This window comes from Corallococcus exiguus, from assembly GCF_009909105.1.
In the GTDB taxonomy this organism is placed as follows: Bacteria; Myxococcota; Myxococcia; order Myxococcales; family Myxococcaceae; genus Corallococcus; species Corallococcus exiguus.
The window spans coordinates 225,448-247,979 of sequence record NZ_JAAAPK010000013.1 but is presented as its reverse complement, the minus strand read 5'-3'; the positions used below and the strand labels follow the sequence as shown (position 1 = coordinate 247,979).

The 22,532-nt window shown below is 68.3% G+C and carries 19 protein-coding genes; 11 read left to right on the top strand and 8 right to left on the bottom strand.

Annotated features, from left to right (window positions below):
* Positions 1-4 precede the first annotated feature (4 nt).
* Positions 5-1,888: an extracellular catalytic domain type 1 short-chain-length polyhydroxyalkanoate depolymerase gene (locus GTZ93_RS36855; protein WP_139920661.1), complete on the top strand. Its 1,884-nt coding sequence runs from the start codon at positions 5-7 to the stop codon at positions 1,886-1,888.
* A 224-nt stretch (positions 1,889-2,112) separates the two neighbouring features.
* Positions 2,113-2,508 carry a hypothetical protein gene (locus GTZ93_RS36850; protein ID WP_139920662.1) on the top strand — a complete coding sequence of 132 codons (396 nt, stop codon included), beginning with the start codon at positions 2,113-2,115 and terminating at the stop codon, positions 2,506-2,508.
* 88 nt (positions 2,509-2,596) lie between these two features.
* On the opposite strand, the gene GTZ93_RS36845 is transcribed toward GTZ93_RS36850, so the two are convergent.
* On the bottom strand, positions 2,597-2,887 hold the full coding sequence (locus tag GTZ93_RS36845; RefSeq protein ID WP_139920664.1) for a hypothetical protein: 291 nt from the start codon (positions 2,885-2,887) through the stop codon (positions 2,597-2,599).
* Positions 2,888-3,389: 502 nt separating this feature from the next.
* Here GTZ93_RS36845 and GTZ93_RS36840 point away from each other — a divergent pair.
* From GTZ93_RS36840 to GTZ93_RS36825, 4 genes are all read left to right on the top strand, one after another.
* A complete protein-coding gene (locus GTZ93_RS36840) occupies positions 3,390-3,872 on the top strand; it encodes a hypothetical protein (protein ID WP_120594571.1) in 483 nt (160 codons plus the stop codon).
* A gap of 2 nt (positions 3,873-3,874) precedes the next feature.
* Positions 3,875-4,645: a hypothetical protein gene (locus GTZ93_RS36835; RefSeq protein ID WP_180946129.1), complete on the top strand. Its 771-nt coding sequence runs from the start codon at positions 3,875-3,877 to the stop codon at positions 4,643-4,645.
* Positions 4,642-5,397, top strand: coding sequence for a hypothetical protein (locus GTZ93_RS36830; protein WP_167548619.1), 756 nt, complete (start codon positions 4,642-4,644; stop codon positions 5,395-5,397). Before GTZ93_RS36835 ends, GTZ93_RS36830 begins: the two co-directional genes overlap by 4 nt.
* A gap of 101 nt (positions 5,398-5,498) precedes the next feature.
* Positions 5,499-6,140, top strand: a complete 642-nt coding sequence (locus tag GTZ93_RS36825) for a glutathione S-transferase family protein (protein WP_139920665.1) — start codon at positions 5,499-5,501, stop codon at positions 6,138-6,140.
* Between the two features lie 202 nt (positions 6,141-6,342).
* On the opposite strand, the gene GTZ93_RS36820 is transcribed toward GTZ93_RS36825, so the two are convergent.
* The gene (locus GTZ93_RS36820; RefSeq protein WP_161663282.1) at positions 6,343-8,220 is read right to left on the bottom strand and encodes a tetratricopeptide repeat protein; all 1,878 of its coding nucleotides are present in this window, start codon (positions 8,218-8,220) and stop codon (positions 6,343-6,345) included.
* Between the two features lie 55 nt (positions 8,221-8,275).
* Here GTZ93_RS36820 and GTZ93_RS36815 point away from each other — a divergent pair, with 55 nt between their 5' ends.
* Complete coding sequence (locus GTZ93_RS36815) at positions 8,276-8,866, top strand: hypothetical protein (protein WP_139924023.1); 591 nt, start codon at positions 8,276-8,278, stop codon at positions 8,864-8,866.
* Positions 8,867-9,168: 302 nt separating this feature from the next.
* Here the strand turns inward: GTZ93_RS36815 and GTZ93_RS36810 are convergent, their stop codons facing one another.
* Positions 9,169-9,504 carry a hypothetical protein gene (locus GTZ93_RS36810; RefSeq protein WP_139924326.1) on the bottom strand — a complete coding sequence of 112 codons (336 nt, stop codon included), beginning with the start codon at positions 9,502-9,504 and terminating at the stop codon, positions 9,169-9,171.
* A 353-nt stretch (positions 9,505-9,857) separates the two neighbouring features.
* Here GTZ93_RS36810 and GTZ93_RS36805 point away from each other — a divergent pair, with 353 nt between their 5' ends.
* The gene (locus tag GTZ93_RS36805; RefSeq protein ID WP_139924172.1) at positions 9,858-10,352 is read left to right on the top strand and encodes a hypothetical protein; all 495 of its coding nucleotides are present in this window, start codon (positions 9,858-9,860) and stop codon (positions 10,350-10,352) included.
* A gap of 61 nt (positions 10,353-10,413) precedes the next feature.
* On the opposite strand, the gene GTZ93_RS36800 is transcribed toward GTZ93_RS36805, so the two are convergent.
* Complete coding sequence (locus GTZ93_RS36800) at positions 10,414-10,998, bottom strand: DUF2238 domain-containing protein (RefSeq protein ID WP_139924173.1); 585 nt, start codon at positions 10,996-10,998, stop codon at positions 10,414-10,416.
* A 77-nt stretch (positions 10,999-11,075) separates the two neighbouring features.
* Positions 11,076-11,528 carry a hypothetical protein gene (locus GTZ93_RS36795; RefSeq protein WP_139924175.1) on the bottom strand — a complete coding sequence of 151 codons (453 nt, stop codon included), beginning with the start codon at positions 11,526-11,528 and terminating at the stop codon, positions 11,076-11,078.
* Between the two features lie 151 nt (positions 11,529-11,679).
* Here GTZ93_RS36795 and hrpA point away from each other — a divergent pair, with 151 nt between their 5' ends.
* Complete coding sequence (gene hrpA / locus GTZ93_RS36790) at positions 11,680-15,390, top strand: ATP-dependent RNA helicase HrpA (RefSeq protein WP_161663281.1); 3,711 nt, start codon at positions 11,680-11,682, stop codon at positions 15,388-15,390.
* Between the two features lie 97 nt (positions 15,391-15,487).
* Positions 15,488-16,333, top strand: a complete 846-nt coding sequence (locus GTZ93_RS36785; RefSeq protein WP_139923648.1) for a DUF1963 domain-containing protein — start codon at positions 15,488-15,490, stop codon at positions 16,331-16,333.
* A gap of 99 nt (positions 16,334-16,432) precedes the next feature.
* Here the strand turns inward: GTZ93_RS36785 and GTZ93_RS36780 are convergent, their stop codons facing one another.
* On the bottom strand, positions 16,433-16,789 hold the full coding sequence (locus GTZ93_RS36780; RefSeq protein ID WP_161663280.1) for a GerW family sporulation protein: 357 nt from the start codon (positions 16,787-16,789) through the stop codon (positions 16,433-16,435).
* 329 nt (positions 16,790-17,118) lie between these two features.
* Here GTZ93_RS36780 and GTZ93_RS36775 point away from each other — a divergent pair, with 329 nt between their 5' ends.
* The gene (locus GTZ93_RS36775; RefSeq protein WP_139923049.1) at positions 17,119-19,386 is read left to right on the top strand and encodes a zinc-dependent metalloprotease; all 2,268 of its coding nucleotides are present in this window, start codon (positions 17,119-17,121) and stop codon (positions 19,384-19,386) included.
* A gap of 146 nt (positions 19,387-19,532) precedes the next feature.
* On the opposite strand, the gene GTZ93_RS36770 is transcribed toward GTZ93_RS36775, so the two are convergent.
* Both GTZ93_RS36770 and GTZ93_RS36765 read right to left on the bottom strand, forming a co-directional pair.
* The gene (locus GTZ93_RS36770; RefSeq protein WP_139923051.1) at positions 19,533-19,925 is read right to left on the bottom strand and encodes an MgtC/SapB family protein; all 393 of its coding nucleotides are present in this window, start codon (positions 19,923-19,925) and stop codon (positions 19,533-19,535) included.
* A 36-nt stretch (positions 19,926-19,961) separates the two neighbouring features.
* Complete coding sequence (locus GTZ93_RS36765) at positions 19,962-22,331, bottom strand: arylsulfatase (protein ID WP_139923052.1); 2,370 nt, start codon at positions 22,329-22,331, stop codon at positions 19,962-19,964.
* Positions 22,332-22,532 lie beyond the last annotated feature (201 nt).

The window sequence follows — 22,532 nt, the reverse complement described above, 5'->3', positions numbered from 1 at the left end:
CACCATGCACGGTCGAGGCATTCGTCGTCTTGGGTGGTTCACGCACGTCCCCTGGTTTCGCGTCGCGGCGTTGGCCATCGCGGCGACCGCCGGCTGCGGCCCGCTGGGAGCCGAAGCGCCGGACACCGTCGTCCCCCAGGTCGAGCAGGTGGAGCAGGGGCTGACGCAGGTGACGGGCTTCGGGTCCAACCCTGGCAACCTCCAGATGTTCCGGCAGGTGCCCGCGGGCGTGCCGGCCAATGCACCGCTGGTGGTGGTGTTGCACGGGTGCACGCAGAATGCCGCGGGCGTGGAGCCCGGTGGGTGGACCGCGGCGTCGAACGTCTACAAGTTCTACGTCGTCTACGCGCAGCAGCCGAGCAGCAACAACCCCACCAGCTGCTTCAACTGGTTCGAGCCGGGGGACATCGCGCGCGGCGCGGGTGAGGCGCTGTCCATCAAGCAGATGGTGGACGCCATGAAGGCCGCCTACTCCATCGACCCGGCGCGGGTGTTCGTCACGGGCTTCTCCGCGGGAGGCTTCATGGTTCCCGCCATGTTGGCCACCTACCCGGACGTCTTCGCGGCGGGCGCCATCAACTCGGGCGGTCCGTACCGGTGCGCCAACTCCATGACTGAGGGCTTCAGCTGCATGAGCCCCGGCATCAGCAAGACGCCCGCGGCGTGGGCGGACCTCGTGCGCAACGCATACCCGGGCTACACGGGTCCCCGGCCGCGCGTCTCCATCTGGCATGGCACGAATGACTTCACGGTGAGGCCCGCCAACCTCACCGAGTCCATGAAGCAGTGGACCCAGGTGCACGGCATCGACCAGACGCCGGACACGACGGACACCGTGGGGGGCTTCCCGCACAAGGTGTACCGGGACAGCGCGGGCACGGCGCTGGTGGAGACCTATGAGCTCACCGGCATGGGTCACGCCGTCCCGGTGGATCCGCAGTACAGCTTTCCTGGGAGCAGCACCGCCTGTGGCGCGACGGGCGCGTACCAGTCCGACGTGAACCTCTGTGGCGTGTATCACCAGGCGCTCTTCTTCGGGCTCACGGAGACCAGCACTCCGCCGGATGACACCACCGCGCCCACGGTGAACGTGACGGCGCCCGTCTCCGGCGCCACGGTGAGTGGCACCGTGACGGTGACCGCGAGCGCTTCCGACAATGTCGGCGTCGCGCGGGTGGACTTCTACGTGGATGGGAACCTCGTGGGCACGGCCAGCACGGCGCCCCATGTGTTCAGCTGGAACACCACGACGGTCGCCAACGGCTCGCATGTGCTGGGGGCCCGGGCGTTCGATGCGGCGGGGAACTCCGCGCTGGACGCGGACACGTCCGTCACGGTGAGCAACGGCGGGACGACGCCGACGACGGTCAGCTTCACCAGCATCGCGGCGGAGGATGGCTACGTGAAGGCGAACGCGGACGGGAGCGCGGCGGAGCTCGGGACGCTCACGGGCCTGGCGCTCGGACGGGGGGTGGACGGCAAGCACAACCGCCCCCTGCTGTCATTCGACACGTCCAGCCTGCCGGACACCGCCAGCATCACCCAGGCGTTCCTGACCCTCTCCTATTCGTCCGGCTCCGGAGACCCCTGGGCCAGCCCCGCGGGCAACACGCTCGTCATCGACGTGGCCACGGGCACCTTCAACGCGGCCGCGACGGAGACGGGCGACTGGGGCGCCTCCGCGACCGCGAGCGCCGTGGCGGGCGTCGCGAAGTTCACCTCGGGCACCATCCGCTCCACGGACTTCGCGGGGGCGGGGGCGTCCGCAGTCAACACGCGGGGCCGGACGCAGCTGCGCCTGCGCTTCGCCCAGAATCCCGCGGCGACGGCCTACCTCTTCGTGAAGGACGGTGCGAACGCCACGCTCACCGTCGTCTACTCCCCGTAGTCCACGCACGCCGCCCCGGAGGGACATCCGGGGCGGCGTCAGGAGAGGGATTGAACGCATCAAGGCGAAATCAGCCCGGCCGCAAGGCGACCTCGGCGCACCCGGAGGGGCTCGGGTCCTCGCTGATGCATACCGTCCGCGTCTGGCAGGTTGCTCCGGTCCACACCCGATGGACCGCCGTGCTACCCGTCCGGGCAGGACGCGAGGAGAAGGCGCGGCGATTGGTGACCGAGGCGCTGGCGCGGAACCCGGACATGGGAGGGGGACCGCCGCGCAACGCAATCGGGTTGTTCGAGCCGGGGGCCGGCCGTCGTGGGCTGCGCTTCCTCCCGAGTGACAGCGCCCCGCGGCTGCCTGCCGCGCTCTACCTCGAGTTCATGCCGGCCGGCGCTGACATGGTGTACGCGCAGTACGAACTGGCGCATCGCATCCTCGAGAGTGCCGCGCCGCTGCTCGAGGATGCGCGCTGGTACGCCATCCTGACGCAGTGCGAGGACATTCTCGACTGCTGGGAGCTCGCGGCGGGTCGGCTGCGCTACGAGCGGCACCTGACGGAGGAAGAGCAGGCCCGAGAGATGCTGCAACAGCTCGAGCCATCGCTCAGGGGCCGTCTGGACTGACCGCGCAGTTCAGATGGGCTGAGGCACTCCGGCCTTGAAACCACGAGGCCCGGACGCGATGCCGGGCCTCGTGGACGCTCAAGACCGCTCAGCTCTCAGCCTGCTCCGCGCCCGGATGCTCGGCGTCGCAAACCGGCGCGGTGTCGTCGGAGCGCTGGCTCTGCTCGGAGGAGACCGAAGCGTTCTCCTGCGAAGGCTGCGCGGGCTGGAAGCAGTAGCCCGCCGCGCCACAGGTGGTGAGGCGGATCCCCAGGAAACAGGGGTCGTCGCAAATACCCTCGCAGGTATCATAGCACTGTAGTGGAAGAGCAAAGGCGGACGCGGGGGCCACGGCGAGGACAGCGGCGACGGCGAGAAGGGACTTCTTCAGCGCGTTCATCGGCACTCCTGGGTGTGGGAATGTGCCTGCGCGAAGGACAGGCACGCCTCGAAGCAGAAGCGCGTACCGGGAGACAATGACAGACGCCCTACGTCAAAACTGTTTCCGGCCTGACGCTTACACCAGCCCAAGATCCATCCCAGCAAGTTCGGACTCGCAGAGCCCGGCCCCGCGCCACAGAGGCACTCGCTGCGTTGGAGGTCCGCGGTGTCGGCGTACTCGGCGCTGTCCTCTACCCACTGGACCGCGCCACAGCCCTTGCAGGTCCTCCTCGCGACGCCCTCGTCGTCGTCCTGCTCCAGAGTGAAGGTGGGTGCCCCACAGGGGCAGCGCGCTTCGTGGAACCGGGTCGCCGGGTAGCCGTTGAGCTGGCTGAACCGTCCCACCTCCAGGTGATTTCAAAGGCTGGATTGACGCAGGAAGGCACGTCCCTGCTGCTTGCTTCAAGACCTGTCCACCGGGAGACTCCGGGATTGCCGTCCATCCCACGAGGAAGTTCTCCATGTCCCTGAAGCATGTGTTCGCGGTCGTGACCCTGCTGTCGACGTCCGCCTTCGCCGAAGAAGACCTCAAGCCCGCCCAGGAAGAAGCCAAGGCCAAGTTGGAGGAAGAGATCGAGGACGACCTGAAGGCGACCAACGACAAGTGCGGCACCAAGCTCGAGGTGAAGACCGACTTCCAGAACTTCAAGACCGACGATTGGTCGGGCACGAGCTTCAGCTCGTACTGTGAGGCGGTCATCCAGGAGATCGGGTCCATGTGTGAAAACCGCCCCGCGTACAAGAAGGTCATCGCCAAGAAGGTGACCGGCGTTGCGTGCCTGTTCGGCGGCGTGAAGCCCGTGGAGAAGAAGGACGGCTCCAACGACGCGACGCTGCGCAACATGTCGCTCGACAAGGGCGTGTTCACGTACCACATGTCCTCCAAGGGCCACGCGAACCTCGGCGACAACACCAAGGCCACGCTCGAGAAGGCGTTCAACTGAGCATGCCCCGGACCCTTGCTCCCGCGCTCATGCTGGCGGCGATCCTCGCGACGACGGCGGCGCACTCCCTGGAAGCGGTGGCGGGCAAGGTCTACCGGGGCACCGACGGCCAGAGCGTGGAGGTCGTCACGTTGGAGCCGCGCACGGCATCCGAAGTCTTGATCCGCGTGCGCGGCACCGACTCCGAAGAGGACGGCATCGCGCTGCGCGCCACCCTGAAGAGACACTCACGAGGCGCCGACTATGTGACCCGCCACCGGGGAGGCGACTACGTCATCCTCCTCCAGCGCGACGGGCGCTATGAGGCAGTCCTGCCCGGAGTGCAGGCGTTCCCCGTCAAGTTCAACCAGGACGCGACGGACGAGGCCTCCACCGCGGAGGTGCTCACCGCGCACCAGCAGCAACTGGAGTCGGGGCGGATCGCCGCCTTCCAGAAGAAGGCCTGGCCCCACCTGGAGAAGAAATACACGGCCCGCGCGGGTGAAGCCGTCGCCGCGTTGAACAAGGCCTGCGGCACTTCCTCCACCTTCACCTTCGAATGGAAGAGCTTCAGCGACGAGGTGATGGCGGAGTTGGACGTGTGGGCCGCCTGTGCTCCGCTCGCAAGCCGCGCCCAGGCCCACTGCGCCTCGGTGAAGACCGTCACGTCGCTGGTCTGCCGCTTCGGTCCGACGCTCGGGCTGGAGCGCGGCAAAGACACGCTCACCTTCACCACCACCCCGAAGGGCGCGGCCGAAGGGCCCGCGGTCCTGGACAGGAACCTCTCCCGATGATCCGTCGACTCGTGGTGGCCGCCTGTCTCTTCGCGGCGGACGCGGTGGCCCGGGAGCCGGTGACGCTGGAGGACCTCCAGACCCTGGCCTCGCAGAAGGCCTGGGCGGAGCTGCTGGAGCGCGCGGAGGACCTCCCCGCGCCCAAGCGCACCGACGCGTGGCGGGCCCTGGTCACCGACGCGGCGGCGGCCGACGTGGAGACCCTCGCCCCCAGCGACAAGGAGCCGTTCGCCGCCACACAGCGGGCGCGCGCGCTGGGCCGGCGGTATGCCTTCCTCCCCAAGGCACCGCGCTTCGCCACCGCCCGCGATCAGGGCGCGAGCAAGGACCTCCAGCGATGCCTCGAACGCGACCGGCGCGGTTGCATCGACACCTTCCTGGAGCTCACGCCGGACCTGGGGCCCGAAGCGGCGCTCCAGGCCGCGCACCTCGTGAAGCAGGGGCACTTCGCCTACGTGGCGATGCCGCTCTTCGCGTTGGCGGTGGGAGGCGGCAAGGACGTCAGCGCCTGCAAGGACGCGGCGCTCGCCGAGACGGTCATCGCGGCGCTCGGCCTTCCCAAGGAGGACCCTCGCGCGGTCCAGGCGACGAAGGTGGCCTTCGAGCGCTGCTGGTCCGCGCTGGGCCCGAAGCTCAAGGCGGCGACCGTGGGCGCTTCGTCGTACTTCCTGGCGAACACCTGCCAGCCCATGCGCGCCCGGAAGGCGCTGAGCGAGCTACAGGACGACCTCTGCAAGGACGAGGAGCTGTAGTTCGGGACGTGAGCGGTTCCTGCCAGGGATACCTGACAGACCCTTGTCACTCCGGGTGGATAGGTCCTCCCCCTCCACCCGTGCCATCCCAGAGGTTCGTCTTGAAGCTCTACTTCCACCCCCTGTCCGGAAACTCGCGCCGCGTGCTGCTCGTGGCCGCCCACCTCGACATTCCCCTCGAGCGCATCGTGGTGGACCTCACCACGGGCAAGCAGCGCGAGACGTCGTACCTGGGCATCAACCCCAACGGGCGCGTCCCCGTCCTGGACGACGGCGGCTTCGTGCTCTGGGAGTCGCGCGCCATCATGGTGTACCTCGCCGAGAAGACCCCGGGGCAGACCCTGCTCCCGACGGACGCGCAGGGCCGCGCCGACGTGAACCGCTGGCTGTTCTGGTGCTCGGCCCACATGGCCCCGGCGAACACCGTGCTCGTCCAGGAGAACTTCGTGAAGCAGCGCACCGGCCGCGGGCCGCCGGACCCCGCCGAGGTCGCGCGCGGCGAGGCCCTCTTCGCGCAGACCGCGCCCGTGCTGGACTCCCACCTGGCGGGCAGGACGTGGGTGACTCAGGAGCGCCTGACGCTCGCGGACCTCTCGCTCGCCGCGTCGTTCGCCCTCGCGGGCCCGGCGCGCCTGCCCCTCGAAGGCTACGCGAACCTCCGGGCCTGGCTGGGGCGCGTGCAGGAGCTGGAGGCGTGGCAGCGCACCGCGCCCCCCATGCCGCCGCCGGCCGCCCGGAGCTGAGCAGCCGCTCGCGGCGCTCCACCCCGCTGCGCCTCTTCATCGAAGCGGCGCACGAGTGGGCCCTCCGGGCCCTGTGAGCGCGGGTCCCTGCCCTGCGCCCGCCCTCCCCTCCAAGCCAGGCGGGAATGCGCACCCGGCACAGAGCCCATGGCGGGTGGCGGCGCGAGGAGCGCCAGCGCATGGGTGAGGACGGCGCCGCGCCTCAGCGCAGTTCCTGGGCGAACTGCTCACGATAGCGCCCCTGGAGCGTCTTCAGCGCCTCCGCCATCCCCACGGCGCGGTACTGCTCCGCCAGGAGTTGCCACGCCTGCTTGTGCAAGGGCTCCAGCGCCACGACACGCTCCAGGTGGGTACGCGCCTCCTCTCGGGGACCCGACTCGGAGGCCAACCATCCCAGGATGAAGTGCGCCTGCACCGCCTCCTCGTACGCGGCCACGGCCTGCCGACACGCCGCTTTCGCAGGCCCCGTCCTGCCAGCGCGCAGGTGGCCTTCGCAGTCCAACACGTGCAGCACCGCCGCGCGCGGGAACTCCCGCCTCAGCCAGGTGAGTCGTGCCTGCACCTTCGTCGCCGACCCCTTATCGAGGGAGTCCTCGACGTCCTTCGCCGCGCGGATGAACTCGCCCTCCCGCTCCACCGCGACACCGCTCACGGAGGCATCCACTGGCAGCGCCTTCCAGCGTCGAGCCTGCCGAGCCCAGGTCCGCAGTTGCTCGGTCCGAGAGTCATTGCCCGCCTTCTGGGTGGCCTGCTCCGCCCACGTGACCGAGGAGGTCTCCTTGAAGAAGGCCGCGAGATCTCCCCAGACTTCCGGCGGTGTTCCAGGGTTCGCTTCCATCCGTTGCCGCGCCCGCACGAGCTGGCCTTGCGCCTCCAGGTGCTGCCCCTGTTGGAGGGCCAGGGACGCAAGGAAGAACAAGGGGGCGGGCTCGGAGGGGAACTTCTCGGCGACGGCCTCGCACTTCTCCCGGGTCGCCGGCAACTTGGGGGCGACCCGCGTGTCCAGGTAGCAGGCCACCCTTTGGACGAAGAAGTCCTCCGGATAGCGTCGCGCGAGGGGCTCCATCTGCTGGGCGGCGACCTCCACGCGTCCCGCCTTCTCAAGCGCGAGGATCTCGTCGAGCCGGCGCCGGTCCTCTGGAGGAAGGGGGGCCTGGGGCTGGTGAACGACCAGCGGCGCCTTGCCCTCGCGGACCTTCGCGAGCCATTCGACGACAGCCTCCTTCTCCGGTCCCTCCCAGTCCGGCGAGGACGTCGAGGCCAGCAGTGCCCCCAGCTCGGTCGCCCAGGCCCGCGCGGCGGCGTCATCGCGACGACCCGCCGAGGCATGGCGAAGGCTGGTCTTGAGCAACGCCAGGGTCTGCGGTGTGAAGGCCGACTGACTCGGTGCGTAGCTCGGGAACATCATCCAGTGCGAGTTGCGCACGTGGAATGCCCCCAGCGTGTGCGCCCACTCGTGGAGGAAGATGGACGTCTCCTTGTGCATCTTCCGCTCCTCGTAGAGCGTCTGCCGCTCGTCCTGGGGCAGGTGGATCAGCCCCTCCATGATGGCGCGGACCTCCTCCGCGTTTCCCATCTCACGCAGCACGCAGTGGCGCCCGAACAGCCGGGCCATGCCCAGCTCATGCTGCGCGGAGGAGAAGAGCTTGAGCGCGGAGACGAAGCCGACCACCAGGTCCACGTCCTCGCCCGGGTCCCTCAGCTCCAGCGCGGTCAGAGAACCCTCCAACTCGCCCTCGACACCTCGATGCGCCCACTCGCGCGTCGACTCAAGCTCGAAGACAACGCCCAGTTGCCCCTGCATCACCGAGCTCGCGCGCTGCAACTGGGACACGACGCTGCTTCGCCAGCGCACCACCTGCTCCCGATAGTCCGAGTCCGCGTAGACCCGGACCCGAATCTTCCGGACCGGCCCCGTCGAGGGCTGCGACGAGGACTCCAACTTCGCTGGCGCGAGGGTTCGCGCCTGTTCCCGTGCGTAGTCCACGGGTCGCTTCACACACGACACGCCGAGGACACAGCCCCACACCGCCAGCAGGGCGACACGCGCCGCCAATCCCATGACACGACCTGTGCTCATGTCATGATGATAGCGTGAGATGTGTTGCTGAACGAGGATTTACAGAGGGCACCTGATGAAGAAGAGTCTGATGTCTCTGAGCGCCGTGTTCACGCTTTCGTTTGCCGCTCTCTCTTTCGCTTCTGAGCCGACCCCGAAGAGCAAGCGCCCCGACAGCCTCTGCGTTCTGCCGTCGGTGCCCGCGAGCGTGGCGAAGAAGTCACCGAATACCAGATATCCCCTGGGCGGAATCAAGGCCCCCGCCGTGTCGTGCCACGATAACAAGGGGAAACATGCGGCCGGGTACCACCTCAAGCTCTACGTCGGCAAAGGCACTGACTGGCCCGACGCCGTCGCCAGACTCGACTACCTACACAAGCCAGAGGAACTCACGGCAGCGTGCTGGAACGCCTGCATTGAGCAAAAGAAGTCGTGTTCCAGTGGGTTCGCGAAAGCCAATGCTGACCGCCAAAAGCTCTGCGAGAGTCAACTGCAGGCATGCAAGGGTGTCAACGACGTCAAAAAGAATCCAGCGGACATCAATAGTATTTCGAAGAAGTACTGCAAGACGGCTGCCCCTCCGTTCCCCCAGGTGTCACCTGCGCAGAAGGAACCTCCTGATAACGACGGTCATGAGGACCCTCCTGATGACGGTGGCTATTTCTAGTCGGACCGCCTGCTTCAACTGCATCAGCGACGCATACGCATCGGGCGAATAGAAGACCTGCTGCGGGGGGCGGGTGCAGAGGTGCCGAGGAGGGACGCTGACGGGCACCGCGAGCTGTGCGCCAGGCCGGTGGAGAAGACGCCTCCGCCTTCCTCGTGGCGGATCGCATCCGCGTGCCGCGGCTGCTCATCCTCGGCTGGACCGCCACCTCGCCCCGCCGCCTCCACGGCATGGCCCGTGAGACCACCCTTGGCCCCCGGGCCCTGTGATTCAGGCCCGCAGCGCCTCTGCAACGCCGGGGGTCAGCCTTGATACTCCGGAAGGACCTCCGCGAGCCGGGCGGCCCCCAGAGACAGGGCCAGCAGCCCGCTGACGACGAGGCCCACGCGTCGGGACCTGCCAATCCCCCGCAGGCTCAACGCGATGACGAGAGACAGCGCCGCCAGGCAGCTCGCGACCCCGGCCAGCCAGACCACCACGAACACCGCGTCGGCGCTCACCTGGGCTCTCAAATCGGGTGCTTCCGCCCAGTCATAGGGATGGATGGGAAGCAGGAGGCTAACGCTCTCCAGGCACAAGAAGGCCATCAGCGAAAGCAGTGCCGCGAGGCTCCACCCCGGAGCGGCCGGACGGCTCATCGCGCCAGGTCCGTGCGCCCTGACCGGCGTGTTCCGGGAAGTTTCATCAGAGGATGACATGGCAGCGTGCTCCTCGGACGCCACGAGCGCGGCGCCCCCAACATATCCCTCCAGCGAGGCCAAGAACGAAGCAAGACGCGATGCGGCGGCACCTCGAACCGACGCAAGCCTTCACCCCGGGTGAGGGGTCTTCTTGATTATCAGTAAAATTCAGAATAACTTGAAAATACCTACCCAGACGTACGGGCGGGCATTGGGCTGGGGAGGCACATCGCGCCCCAGGTGAACCTGTCGTCACATGAATGGGGAATGAATCAATGAAGCGATTTTTCGAGGGGGCGTCTTCAGCAGTGGTGGCTTTGGCCGCGGTCACGATGCTCGCCGGCTGCGGCGCCGCACCAGAAGAAGAGGGAGCGGAGTTCGACGTGGAGGTGGCGAAGTCGTCGCTCTCCTTCACGGGCTGGGTGGTCTACGACGCGGGGACGCGTTGCACCGTCGGTGGAAGCACCATGCATTGCTGCCCTACCGGCTACGCCATGATTGGCGCGCACCTCAGCAAGGACGTCTTCAAGTGCGCCCAGCTCTCCTCCACGAGCGGCTCCCGCTTCCTGGATGCGGGCGGCAGGCGCAACGCGATGCATGCCTGTCCCTACGGCAGCGTCATGGTCGGCCTGCACGTCAGCAATGACTACCTGGCCTGCCAGTACCCCGGAACGAGCGTCGTCTCCGAGTATGTGGATGGGAGCCCCGGCACGAACGACTCCTATCCCATGCACGTGTGCGGGACTGGCGGGTACGCGATGAGCGGCATCCACGTCAGCAACAACCTGTTCACCTGCGCCCGGTAGCACCGGGCACCGCGAGGACCGCTCGACGCGGAGCGGTTCTCGGCGGGGTGCGCGCCCTGCGTTAAAGGCGCGAGAGCGCCTTGTCATGCGGTCTTGACAGCAGGAGCAGCGCCGCGCACGCGCCGATGCCGGCCATGCCCATATCTTTTTGCGTGTCCCAGACATCGCCTTGCGTGCCGAGGAATTCATCCGCGCCCTGACCGAGCATGACGGCGGCGCCCCATTCGATCAGTTCGTATACCGCGCTGATGCCAAGACAGGAAAAGACAATCACGACCGCCATCCATTTGCCCGGCTTCAGATCCGACGTGCGAATCAGAAGCTCGCGCATGATCATGGCGGGGATGAATCCTTGCGCGAAATGACCGATCTTGTCGTAATTGTTGCGTCCTTCGCCCAGCCATTCAAAGCCCGGCACGCGCGCATACGTATAATGCCCGCCGACCATGAGGATGACCATGTGCACGGCTATCAAGACATAGAGCAGCGTCGTCAGTGGGAATTTCTTGTATGTGGCAAATAAAAGCGGCAAGGCGATGAGAGCGGGCGCGACCTCCATCCACCATGTGCTGCGTTCATAGGGTGCGATGGCGGACCATGCAAAAACGGCGATAACGATAGCAAGACAGGCAATGGGCGTTCTCATCAGCCAAGGCTAGCGCAGGCGCACAGTCGCGTGAAAACCGCTTTTCACGCTCTTGAGCGAGTCGAGAATCCGCTTGCTCATCCCCGGCCCGATGCGGCGGGCACGACGAGCGTGAACGGATCGGGGACGACGACGCGGATCGCTGCGGCCAGCTTGAGCTCAAGCCGCGACCGCTCGGTGTCCTCCATCCACCGCAAGGCGGAGTGCAGCATCTGGTAGAGATGAATGAAGTAGAACGGTGACCGACCATTGAAGTTCATGCCGGGGAGGCGGCGACTCATCGTGTGAGCCTCGTCCCGCATGGGCTCGAAGAACGACATCTCGGTCGCCAGCTCGATGCACTTCTCCACTTCGCGTCGGGGATGCACTGCGGCGAGCAGGAACAGCATCGCTACCGGATCGTCGCTCGCCAGCCAGGCGGCCGTGACCGTCATGCGATCGCAGCCCAGGTCCTGTGGCACTGACCAGTCGCGGGCGCTGCGGCCGGACACCTCGTTCATCAGATCAGTGAGCGTGCGCCGTGTCGTCATGCGACGATGATACGGCCCGGCGCGCGTTGAGTGCATCCTTCCGCCGTGCGGACTGGCCTGCAGGGAGAATTCCCCAGGAACACCCGCCGAGCAGGCTCCCACACGATTCCTCAGGGGCGCCGCGTGCGCTTCAGTGCTAGTCCATACCGCCATGTCCGGCGACTCACCCGTCCCCTCCCCCGGCGGCCTGCCCACCCTGCGCTTCCCCCCCGAGCTCCCCATCTCGAGCCGGGTGGAGGACATCACCGCGGCCATCTCCGCCCATCAGGTGGTCATCGTCGCGGGGGCCACCGGCTCGGGGAAGACGACGCAGCTGCCGAAGATCCTGCTCGCCATGGGGCGCGGCCGCCCGCGCCAGATTGGCGTCACCCAGCCCCGGCGTATCGCCGCGACGAGCGTGGCGGCGCGCGTGGCACGCGAGCTCGGCACGGAGCTGGGCACGGACGTCGGCTACCAGATCCGCTTCGAGGACCGCTCGTCCCGGCGGACGGCCGTGAAGTTCATGACCGACGGCGTCCTGCTCGCGCAGATCCACAGCGACCCGCTGCTGAGCCGCTACGACACCATCGTGCTCGACGAGGCCCACGAGCGCAGCCTCACCATCGACTTCCTGCTCGGGTGGCTCAAGCGCATCCTCCCCAGACGCCCCGACCTCAAGGTGGTGGTGAGCTCGGCCACCATCGAGACCGAGCGCTTCTCGCAGTTCTTCGGGGGCGCTCCCGTCATCCAGGTGGAGGGCCGTACCTTTCCCGTGGACGTGCTCTACGAGCCGCCCCCCGAGGACGCCGAGCTCGCCGACGCCGTCGCCGATTCGGTGGCGAACGTGCTCTCGCTCGACCCGGACGGGGACGTCCTCGTGTTCCTCCCTGGTGAGCGGGAAATCCGCGAGGCCGAGAATGCACTGAACGCGCGCGAGCTCCGCGGCACGGTGGTGCAGCCCCTGTATTCGCGCCTGTCGGCCTCCGAGCAGTCGCGCGTCTTCGCCACCATCCCCCAGCGACGGGTCATCCTCGCCACCAACGTCGCGGAGACGTCGATCACCATCCCGGGCATCGTGTACGTCGTGGACACGGGGGTGGCGCGCCTGTCGCGCTACGACCCACGCTCGGGCACCACGCGCCTGCAAATCGAGCCGGTCTCCCAGGCCAGCGCCGACCAGCGCAAGGGGCGCTGCGGACGCGTGCGCGAGGGCATCTGCGTGCGCCTCTATGACGAGGTGAGCTTCACCACGCGGCCCGGCTTCACCGACCCGGAGATCAAGCGCACCGGGCTCGCGGGGGTCATCCTGCGGATGAAGTCCCTCGGCCTCGGTGACGTCGAGGACTTCCCCTTCCTCGATCCGCCCCAGCCGAGGGCCATCGCCGAGGGCTGGCGGGTGCTCGAGGAGCTCGGGGCCATCGAGGGCAAGGAGCGCACCTTGACGCCGCTCGGGCACCAGCTCGCGCGCTTCCCGGTGGACCCGCGCATCGCGCGGATGATTCTCGCCGGCGCCGAGTACGGGTGCGTGGACGAGGTGCTCATCGTCGCCGCGGCGCTCAACCTGCAGGACCCGCGCGAGCGGCCACGGGAGCTCGCGCAGAAGGCGGACGAGCTGCACCGGCGCTTCCGTGACGAGCACTCGGACTTCACGGGGCTGCTCAAGCTGTGGGCGTTCGTGCGCGAGGCCGAGGAGCGCGGGACGTCCCATCTGCGGCGCGTGTGCCGGGACAACTTCCTGTCCTTCCTGCGGGTGCGCGAATGGCGAGACGTCCAGCGCCAGCTCGAGGAGACCGTCCGCGAGCTGCGCCTGCCTCGCAAGGGCCGCGGCGCACCGGCGCGCGGGGACGTCCTGCACCAGGCGCTCCTCACCGGGCTCTTGTCCCGCATCGGCCAGTGGAATCCGGAGCAGCGCCACTACACGGGCGCGAAGCAGACGCGCTTCATGGTTCATCCCTCGTCGGCGCTCTCGAAGAAGCCCCCTGCCTGGGCGATGGCGTTCGAGCTCGTGGAGACGACCCAGCTGTTCGCGCGCACGGTGGCGAAGCTCGAACCGGAGTGGCTCGCGTCGGCGGCCCCCCACCTGCTCAAGCGCAGCTACTCCGAACCGCACTGGTCGGAGAAGTCCGCGCGCGCCATCGTGAAGGAGAACGCGACCCTCTTCGGGCTTCAGGTCTTCAAGGAGCGCCCCGTGTCCCTGTCCAGCATGGACCCCGCCCGGGCACGGCTGATGTTCCTCGAGCATGCCCTGGTGCGCGGCGAGTACCGCACCCGGGGGGCGTTCCAGGAGGAGAACCGCGAGGTGCTCGAGCGCGTGGCGCGCCTGCGGGACAAGGCCCGGCGCAGCGAGCTGCTCGACAGCGAGGCGCTGCTGACGTTCTTCGACCAGCGCGTCCCGGCGGACGTGACGGACGGAGCGGGCTTCGAGGCCTGGCGCCGCAAGGCCGAGGCGGCCGACCCCGACGTGCTCATCCTCTCGATGGAGGATGCCCTCTCGCACGACCCGGGCCTGTCCCCGGCGCACTACCCGGACGCCATCACCCTGCACGGCGCGTCCGTACCGGTGACGTACACCTTCGACCCCTCGGCCGAGGACGACGGCATCACCCTGAGCGTGCCGCTGCTGCTGCTCGCCCAGCTCGTCCCCGGTGAGCTCGACTGGACCATCCCCGGGTGGCAGCGGGAGAAACTCACCGCCCTGCTCGAGCAGATCCCCCGCGCCCAGCGCAAACAGCTGGGGCCGGTGCCGGACCTGGTCGACCGTCTCCAGAAGGAACTGGTGCCCTTCCGCGGGCCGCTGCTTCCAGCGCTCGCGCGTGCAGTGTCCCGGCTGTGCGGCGTGGACGTGCCCGAGGAGTCCCTCCGGGCGGATGCCGTGCCACCGTACCTGCGCATCACGCTCCGGGTGATCGACGAGCGGGGAAAGGAGCTCGCACGCAGCCGCGACGCCGACGCGCTGCTCGAGCAGCACGGGGGACATGCACGAGCGGTGCTGCGCAGCGCGGCACCGACTTCGGACTGGGAGCGCAAGGGGCTGACGGCGTGGACCTTCGGCGAGCTGCCCCCCTTTGTTACCCGGCGGATCGGCGGGCTCGAGGTCCGCAGCTATCCCGCGCTCGTCGACCGGGGCGCTGCCGTGGACCTGGTGCTGCTCGAGACCTCCGCCGCCGCCGACGCGGCCACGCGCACGGGGGTCCGCCGGCTCCTGATGCTCGCCGCGCGCGGACACGTGGCCGTCAGCGCCGCGCGCATGCCGCTCCCCTTCCCGACCCTGGACGGCGCGCCGCCCGCGCGGGGCAAGGCTGACGCCTTCAAGGCGCTCGTCCTCGCACGCAGCGTCGACGATGCGTTCAAGCTCGCACCGGGTGCGCCACTGCCCCGCACGAAAGCAGCCTTCGAGGCGCTGGTCCAAGAGGGCTCACCGCGCATCGAGCGTGAGGCCCGGGACTGGGCGAACGCCGTCGTCGTCACCTCCTCGGAGCTCGCTGCGACGCTCGCCGCACTCAAGGCGGCCTCCAAGGGGCCGAGCGGCGCGGCGGCCGTGCGGGACATCCGCTCGCAGCTCGGGCAGTTGTTCCCCGCGAACCTCATCGAGTGGATTCCCCTCGTACGACTGCTGCACTACCCGCGCTACCTCCGCGCGGCCCAGGCACGGCTGGCGCGTGCGGTGGCGAACCCCGCCAAGGACGCAGGCAAGGCCGCGCCCTTCCTCCCCCTGTGGGAGACCTTCCTCGCCAGGTCCACCACCGCGCGTGACCAGGAGGCGGCGCAGGAGCTGCGGTGGGCCTTCGAGGAGCTCCGCGTGGCCATCTTCGCTCCGGAGGTGACGACGCCCGTGTCGGTGACGGTGGCGAAGGTCGGCGCGGCCCTCGCGGCGCTGCGCTAGAAGCGAGTGGCGGCCCGTCCGCGACTCACGGTTGGGGCTGGATGCAATTGCCCGCGCGCCTTCGCTCCGTCTGCCCGGCAGGCTACGTTCACCGCCCATGTCCAAGGCCCGGAGCGACAAAATCGATGCCCTCAGCGCGGACGAGGTCGGTCGATGGCTACGTCCGTTGATTCGCCAGCGCACGATGCTGGTGCCGGGAGCGTCCTCCCGCGACGACTCGCTGCTTGCCACGCGCTTCGGTGGCGTGCCCACGGGGCGCGGTGGCGAACGGTGGCCCATCTGTGACCGCGGCCATCTCCTGAGCTTCGTTGCGCAGGTGAACCATGTACGAGACGCTCGGCACTCGCCCACGCTCGGCATCGCCTTCTTCACGTTCTTCTACTGCTGGGACTGCGGCCCGCTGCGCCCCAAAAAGCCGCGGGACGGAATCAAGGAGCGGGAAGGATTTCGGGTGATGGCGTACCCGTCGCTCTCGCCTTCCCAGGCATGCGAACTCCGACTGGAGCCGGATGCCTCCAAAGGCTACCGCTGGCAAGAGTTCGAGCCTCGATTCGTGACCCCACGACTCGAACAATCGCTCCCTGATGACGTTGGGTTCGAGGTGCACTGTCCCCCGCTCTGGGACCGAGTCCCCGGAAACTCCGGTGCTCGGCAGGCGTGGGAGAACTGGCACGTGGTGGCTCGAGTCGCCAGTGAGCTAACCCACGCCCGCGAGAAACCCCACTCACGCAACAGAGGGGTCGTGCTCGGCGGATATCCCAATTGGGTGAACGGCCCAGACCAGACACCACGATGCACCGTTTGTGGGGAGCTGATGGAGCTGCTGCTGCAGCTCTCTCCCTCTGATGTGACGGATGCCAGTTGGGGCGATGTGTGGACGGCCTATCTCTTCATGTGCCGAACACACCTGAAGGAAGTCGCGCTTCGATTCCAGGGCACGTGACCCGACTCCCGCTCGCTTGTTCCTGACGGTTTGGGAGCGCTGTTGGTAGGCGTCCGGCCAGCGATGTAATGTCCTCTCTGGGCAGCGAAAACGTGACGGTCAATGGCCACGCTGCCGAGTGAGCGAGTGGACGAGCAGGGCGATGCCAGCCAGCACCTGCAGGCCGAGGATGATGCGCGTGGGCTCCACGACAGGCAGCCACGACACCCTGTCTCCGCGGATGACGAAGGCGCCGGCCGGACGCGCGCTCAGCCCAAAGCCCGTGCCCTCCCCATGTCCCATGCCCTTCCTTGAGTTGGCCTCAGGTACCGGGCCCTCGCCCCCACCGCCGCCTCCACCGCCCATCACGCGCGCGACGGGAATCACGGTGACCTCCCCCTGCTGGATGGGTTGGCCGAAGACGCTGCGCGCGGAGATGCTGTCGCGGGTCCGGTCGATGAGGTCGATGATGTCCATGGCGGATTCCCCTTCGAATGCTCCCGCCAGAGATAGGCACGGTGGGAGCGCGAGCCATCACACCAAGGCACCAGCCCGGGGCCCGGCTCGCCGCTGAGACGCGCCACCCATGCGCGTCGAGCGTCCGCAAGAAGGCCCCCGATGCCACCAAGGTCCGGGCGCCCTGTCGCGGGCGAGAACCGGGCCGGCATATCGTCCGGGTTGAAAGTCCTTGCGCAGTGGAGGGCTTCTTCCGAAGCCTGGCACCCTTCCGGTATGCCCCCTCCGAAATGTCGTTCCTCCAGCGCAGCGGGCGGCGCGATGCCGCCCCAACGCACTGGAGTGATTCGATGCTTGGACGGACGTGGTCTTCGCGGCGCCGCTGGCTGGGCGCCGCGTCGCTGGTGGTGATGTTGACGAGCGGCGGCTGTGACACCGGCGGGCCCGTGACTGAGACGGAAGCCCCCGAAGCCTCGCTGGCCGTCAGCCTGGAGGACGCCTTCGTGGCGGTGCCCCGGGCCACGAGCACGGAGCAGCGCCAACAGGTGGAACAGCGCCTGTCCGGAATCGTGGAGGACGCGGGCACCCACTTCTACCTGGCCATCAAGCGCAGCGAGCTGAAGCAGAAGTGGTTCCTGTCCGCGTTCCTCAAGCAGCTCCATCCGGGAGGGGTGATCTTCGGCGCTGGCAGGTCCCTGGGCACGCGGGTGGTCTCCTTCCAGGAGCAGAACGGCCGGCTCTTCGTGGTGGATGTGGACGACCGCAAGAAGCTCAGCGACGTGTTCGACCCACAGGTGCTGGTGGAGGCCTACCCCGTCGTCACCGACTACGGCCCCTTCAACCGTCTGCGCAACGCCGACCAGTACGTGCTCATCGACCCGTCGGCGGGGCTCAACCGCTTCGGCGTGATGGGGGACTCATTGTCCGTCTCCACGCGATTCCAGACGGAGCTGAGCTTCGCGCAGCGCTTCCACCCCATCACCGACGGCATCGCCTTCGAGCAGGTCTTCACGGGCTACTCGGAGGTGTCCGATCCGTTCGCCGCGGACTACCTGGAGCCCAATGGCTACCGCGCCTCCGGCACGCTCGGCCTCGCCCTGCGCCGCTACAAGGAGGGGCCCGGCTACACGCCCACGGCCATGCCCGAGCAGACGCTCTACTTCGCGGGAGCGCCGAGCTTCATCACCAACGCCGGTGGCTGGCAGGACATCCCGGCGATGAAGTGGAACATCCACCCCGGGATGAAGCCCATCTCCTGGTTCATCACCCCCTCCGTGCTCTCGATCCAGGCCGACCCGCGCTTCCAGGACTATGACCTCGTGGGCGCCATCAAGCGCGGCGTGGAGGGTTGGAACCAGGCGTTCGGCTTCAAGGTCCTGGAGGCCACGGTGGGCGGCCCGGGGCTCGACTTCGCGGATGACGACAAGAACGTCCTCATCTTCGACCCGGACGAGGGCGTGCCCTACGCTTTCGCGAACTTCCGCATCAACCCCAACACCAGCGAGCTGCGCGGCGCCAGCGTCTACCTGCCGGCCATGTGGCTGGTGCTCGGGGACGAGACCTTCGAGAGCGACCCCGGTGCGTTCGCCGCCGCACGGGCGCGGACGCTCTCGCCCGTGAGCATGTCCTGGTCCGGGATGAAGGCGGAGCAGCTGTGCGACCTGAACGTCCTCGAGCGCTTCGGCGACCCGGAGGCTGGCCTCGCGTCGTCGCTGACGGCGGTCACTCCGCGGACGAAGAAGCAGAAGGTGGAGGCCTACCTCACGCACGTGGTGTTGCATGAGATTGGCCACACGCTGGGCCTGCGCCACAACTTCGCCGGATCGCTCGCTTACGACGGCACGCCCACGGGCCTGCGCAGCAGCTCCGTGATGGACTACGTCGCGAACGAGGACTCCGTCCTGGACAGCGCGCCGGGCCCCTACGACGTGCAGGCGGTGCGCTACCTCTATGGGCTGGACACCCAGCTGCCCACCTGGGAGTTCTGCACGGATCAAGACCGGTTCACCGACCCGCGCTGTGCCATGTACGACCGCACGAATGACACGTTCAGCTTCACGCTGGCGGACTTCAACGTCTACGCGCAGAGCTTCCTCACCACGGCCTCGGTCACCAACCGGCTCAACCTCACCCTCAGCACCCGCACCAACCAGGTCCTGGGCTTCGTGCGGGCCGGGACGGAGCAGGTGCGGGCGTACCAGGACATCCTGGCCCAGGTGCGGCCGCCGCTCGTCGTGCCTCCGGGCGCGCCCGCGGTCTACGCCTCCCGCGCGGATGAGCTCGCCCGCCGCGTCCTCACGCGCCTCTACCTGGACCCGGTGTCGTCGCGCGGCGGCATCTTCACCGCGAATGCGCCCACCACGCCGCAGTTCACGGCGCCGGTGATGGCGGACGTGCGCGGCATCCTGCTCAACGTGGACGGCGTGCGCGGCTACGCGGCCCGCCGCGCCATGGTGGACATCCTGAAGCAATTCCAGACACTGCCCGCGTACTCGGCGCTGCGCGAGGCCCGCGACACGCTCACCGCGCAGCTCCCGTCGCTCACGGGGGAGGAGCGGTTGCAGTCCGAGGATCTGCTGGCGCGCGTCTCCAGCGCGCTCTCGCCCTACTACCGCTGACGCGAAGCCTGGTCGCTCCACCCATGGGTTCGAAACCCGTCGGGGACACGGAAGGACCGGGGCCGGAAGCCGCTGTGCCCCAGCGGCTTCCGGCCTTGGTGTTTTCTGGCGCCTTCTCACGCTGGCCGAAGCGCTTCTCCACCCCATTACGTGTGTTCCTTGAACGGCTTGAGCAGCTGCAGTGCAGCCACGGTCGTGAGCGATAGAACCGCCCCGAGCCCATAGAGCCGATAGGCGACAGCAGCCCCGACCGCGGCGGTAATCCAGATGCTCACGGCGGTCGCGATCCCCTGGATCTCTCCGCTGCCCTTGACGATGACACCGCCTCCAATGAAACCAATGCCGCTCAACACGGCCTGAAAGACATAGCCCTGAGCGCGCGCGTCGTCGGGGAAGGCATGCTGGCCGATGAGCAGGAATGCACACGCTCCCGTGCCGACGAGCGGAAACGTGCGCAATCCGGGCGAGAGCGCCCGGTGGTCTCGCTCCCAACCCACGGGCAGCCCCAGCGCGAATGCCACCGCGAGGCGAACCAACATGCTCAGATCCAGGCCGAGTCCTTCCACCGTGAAGCCTCAGTCCTGATGGAGCTGCTCCTCGAGCAGCTCCGCCATGCTGCGTGGCGCGGCCTCGCCGAGCTCGAATTCCACCCGGTCGATGCTTCCGTTGAAGCGGAAGGGCAACCGGTCGCGGTAGCCGGGCCAGACCGGGGAGAGCGTGTCCTCTCCGACGTCGAGCGTCTCACCGAGGCCGAAGTACCCTGGCACCTGCCTGGCAATCCGCCCCTCGCCCACCACGGTGCCGTTGCAGAGGAGCCGCACCACGGCCGGCCCTCCTGGAATCCCCGGCGTCTCACAGGTGAACTCCATCCGAAGCTCGGCCTCGCCGCCAGGCAGTGCTGTCCCGGAGAGGATGTCGAAGCGCTCGAACCCGAACCAGTTGTAGTGGTAGCGCATCCGCCCGTCCTCCACGAACAGGCTCCATCCCGCGGTGTCCCCGCCCAGGCACACCAGCACGCCCTCGGCGCGCCCCTCGGGAAGCCGCGCGTGGAGGGTGATGGCGTGGTCGACGTTCGCCAGCTTGGGGCCGCTGCTCTCCGGCAGCCGCACCATGCCCGGGTAGAGGGTCAGCCGCCTGCGGCCGACGAAGAAGCCCGGCCGCAACGTCACATCCGCCCGCTCCGCGAAGCGGTCATCCAGAGGGAGGACGTCGTACTTCGCCGCTTCCAGCAGGAACAGGTCCTGAAGCTCGCGCAGCTTCTTGGGGTAGCGGGCCGCCAGGTCCTCGGACTGACTGAAGTCCTCATCGAGGTGGTACAGCTCCCAGGTGTCCTCATCGAAGCTGGCACTGCCCCGGGTGACCCAGGGGAGCCGCCCGTGCCGGCAGCAGGCAGTCCAGCCGTCGTGATAGAGCGCGCGGTTGCCCAGCATCTCGAAGTACTGCGTGGTGCGCGTGCTCTTCGCCTCCGCGTTGGCCCGGTCGAAGGTGTACGCCATGCTCACGCCTTCGATTGGCTTCTGCGGCACGCCATCGACGCTGACCGGCTCGCGGATTCCGACGGCCTCGAGGAGGGTGGGAACGACGTCGATGACGTGGTGGAACTGGAAGCGCTTCTGCCCCTTGTCGGCGATCCACGCCGGCCAGCTCACAATCATCCCGTTGCGGGTGCCCCCGAAATGGGACGCCACCTGCTTCATCCACTGGAACGGGGTGTCCCCGGCCCAGGCCCAGCCCACCGCGTAATGCGGCGTGGTTCCCGGCAGCCCCCACTCCCCCATCCGCGCGAGACTCGCCTCGATGGGCGGTTCGATGCCCTGCATGCTGGCGCTCTCGTTGAGGGTCCCGGTCAGTGCCCCCTCCGCGCTCGAGCCGTTGTCGCCGAGGATGTAGATGAAGAGCGTGTTCTCGAATTCCCCCAGCTCCTCGAGGACGTGCACCAGCCGGCCCACTTCGTGGTCGCAGTGCTCGAGGTAGTCCGCGTAGTTCTCGGCCTGGAGGCGGAGCAGTGCCTGCGCCTCGGCATCGAAGCGGTCCCAGGCCGGCAGCTCTTTCGGCCGGGGGGTCAGCCTCGTGCCCGGGGCGATGACGCCCAGCTCGAGCTGCCGCTGATAGACGACTTCGCGGTAGTGGTCCCAGCCCATGTCGAAGCGACCGGCATTTCGCCCGCGCCAGTCGAGGGGCGGCTGGTGCGGGCCGTGCGCCGCGGCGGGGGCGAAGTGCACGAAGAACGGTCGCTCCGGGGCGATGGCCTTCTGCGCTCGCATCCAGGCGATGCAGTCGTTCGCGAGGTCCCGCGTGAGCTGGTAGCCCTGTTCCGGCGTGCCAGTGGGATTGACGGGGGTCGTGTTCCGGTAGAGCGCCGGATAGAACTGGTCCGTCCCTCCGCCGAGGAACCCGTAGAAGTAGTCGAAGCCGCGCCGGGTGGGCCAGTGCGTGAAGGGCCCCGCGGCGGAGGCCTGGTTCAGCGGAGTGGAGTGATTCTTGCCCCACCAACCGGTGGCGTAGCCGTTGGGCGCAAGCAACTCCGCGATGGTCGCGCAGCTCCGCGAGAGGACTCCGCTGTAACCCGGATAGCCGGTGGCCATCTCCCCCACCACCCCGAAGGAGGCCGAGTGGTGGTTGCGGCCGGTGAGCAGCGCCGCCCGTGTGGGCGCGCAGAGCGCGGTGGTGTGGAACTGGCAGTAGGTGAGGCCCTCCTTCGCCAGCCGCTCCGAGGTGGGCATGCGCACGAGCCCTCCGTAGCTGCTCGGCCACGCGTAGCCCACGTCGTCCAGCAGCACGAGCACGATGTTCGGCGCGCCCGGCGGCGCCCGCTGGAAGCTGGGGGAGTCGGGTTCCGAGTCCTTCCAGGTCATCCCGATCTTCGCATCCGGGAAGCGGTGCTCGGGCCTCGGGTAGGTGTCCCGTTCAATCCGCCTCGGAGTCCGCTCCTTTTTCTTCGCCATCGTCGCGTGCCTCCTCCCGAGAGATGAGGACGACGAACGAGACTGCAAGCCGCGGGCTCGGTCCGGCCATCCGTCCGTGTGACGCTCACGCGGGGCGCGCAGGCGAGGAGCATCCAGCATGCGGCCCGCTGCATGGCACCAAGGTGGGGGCGGCAGCCGTGAGCCGGGCCTTGCCTGGCGGGCCGGTTGCGCGGTCGTCCC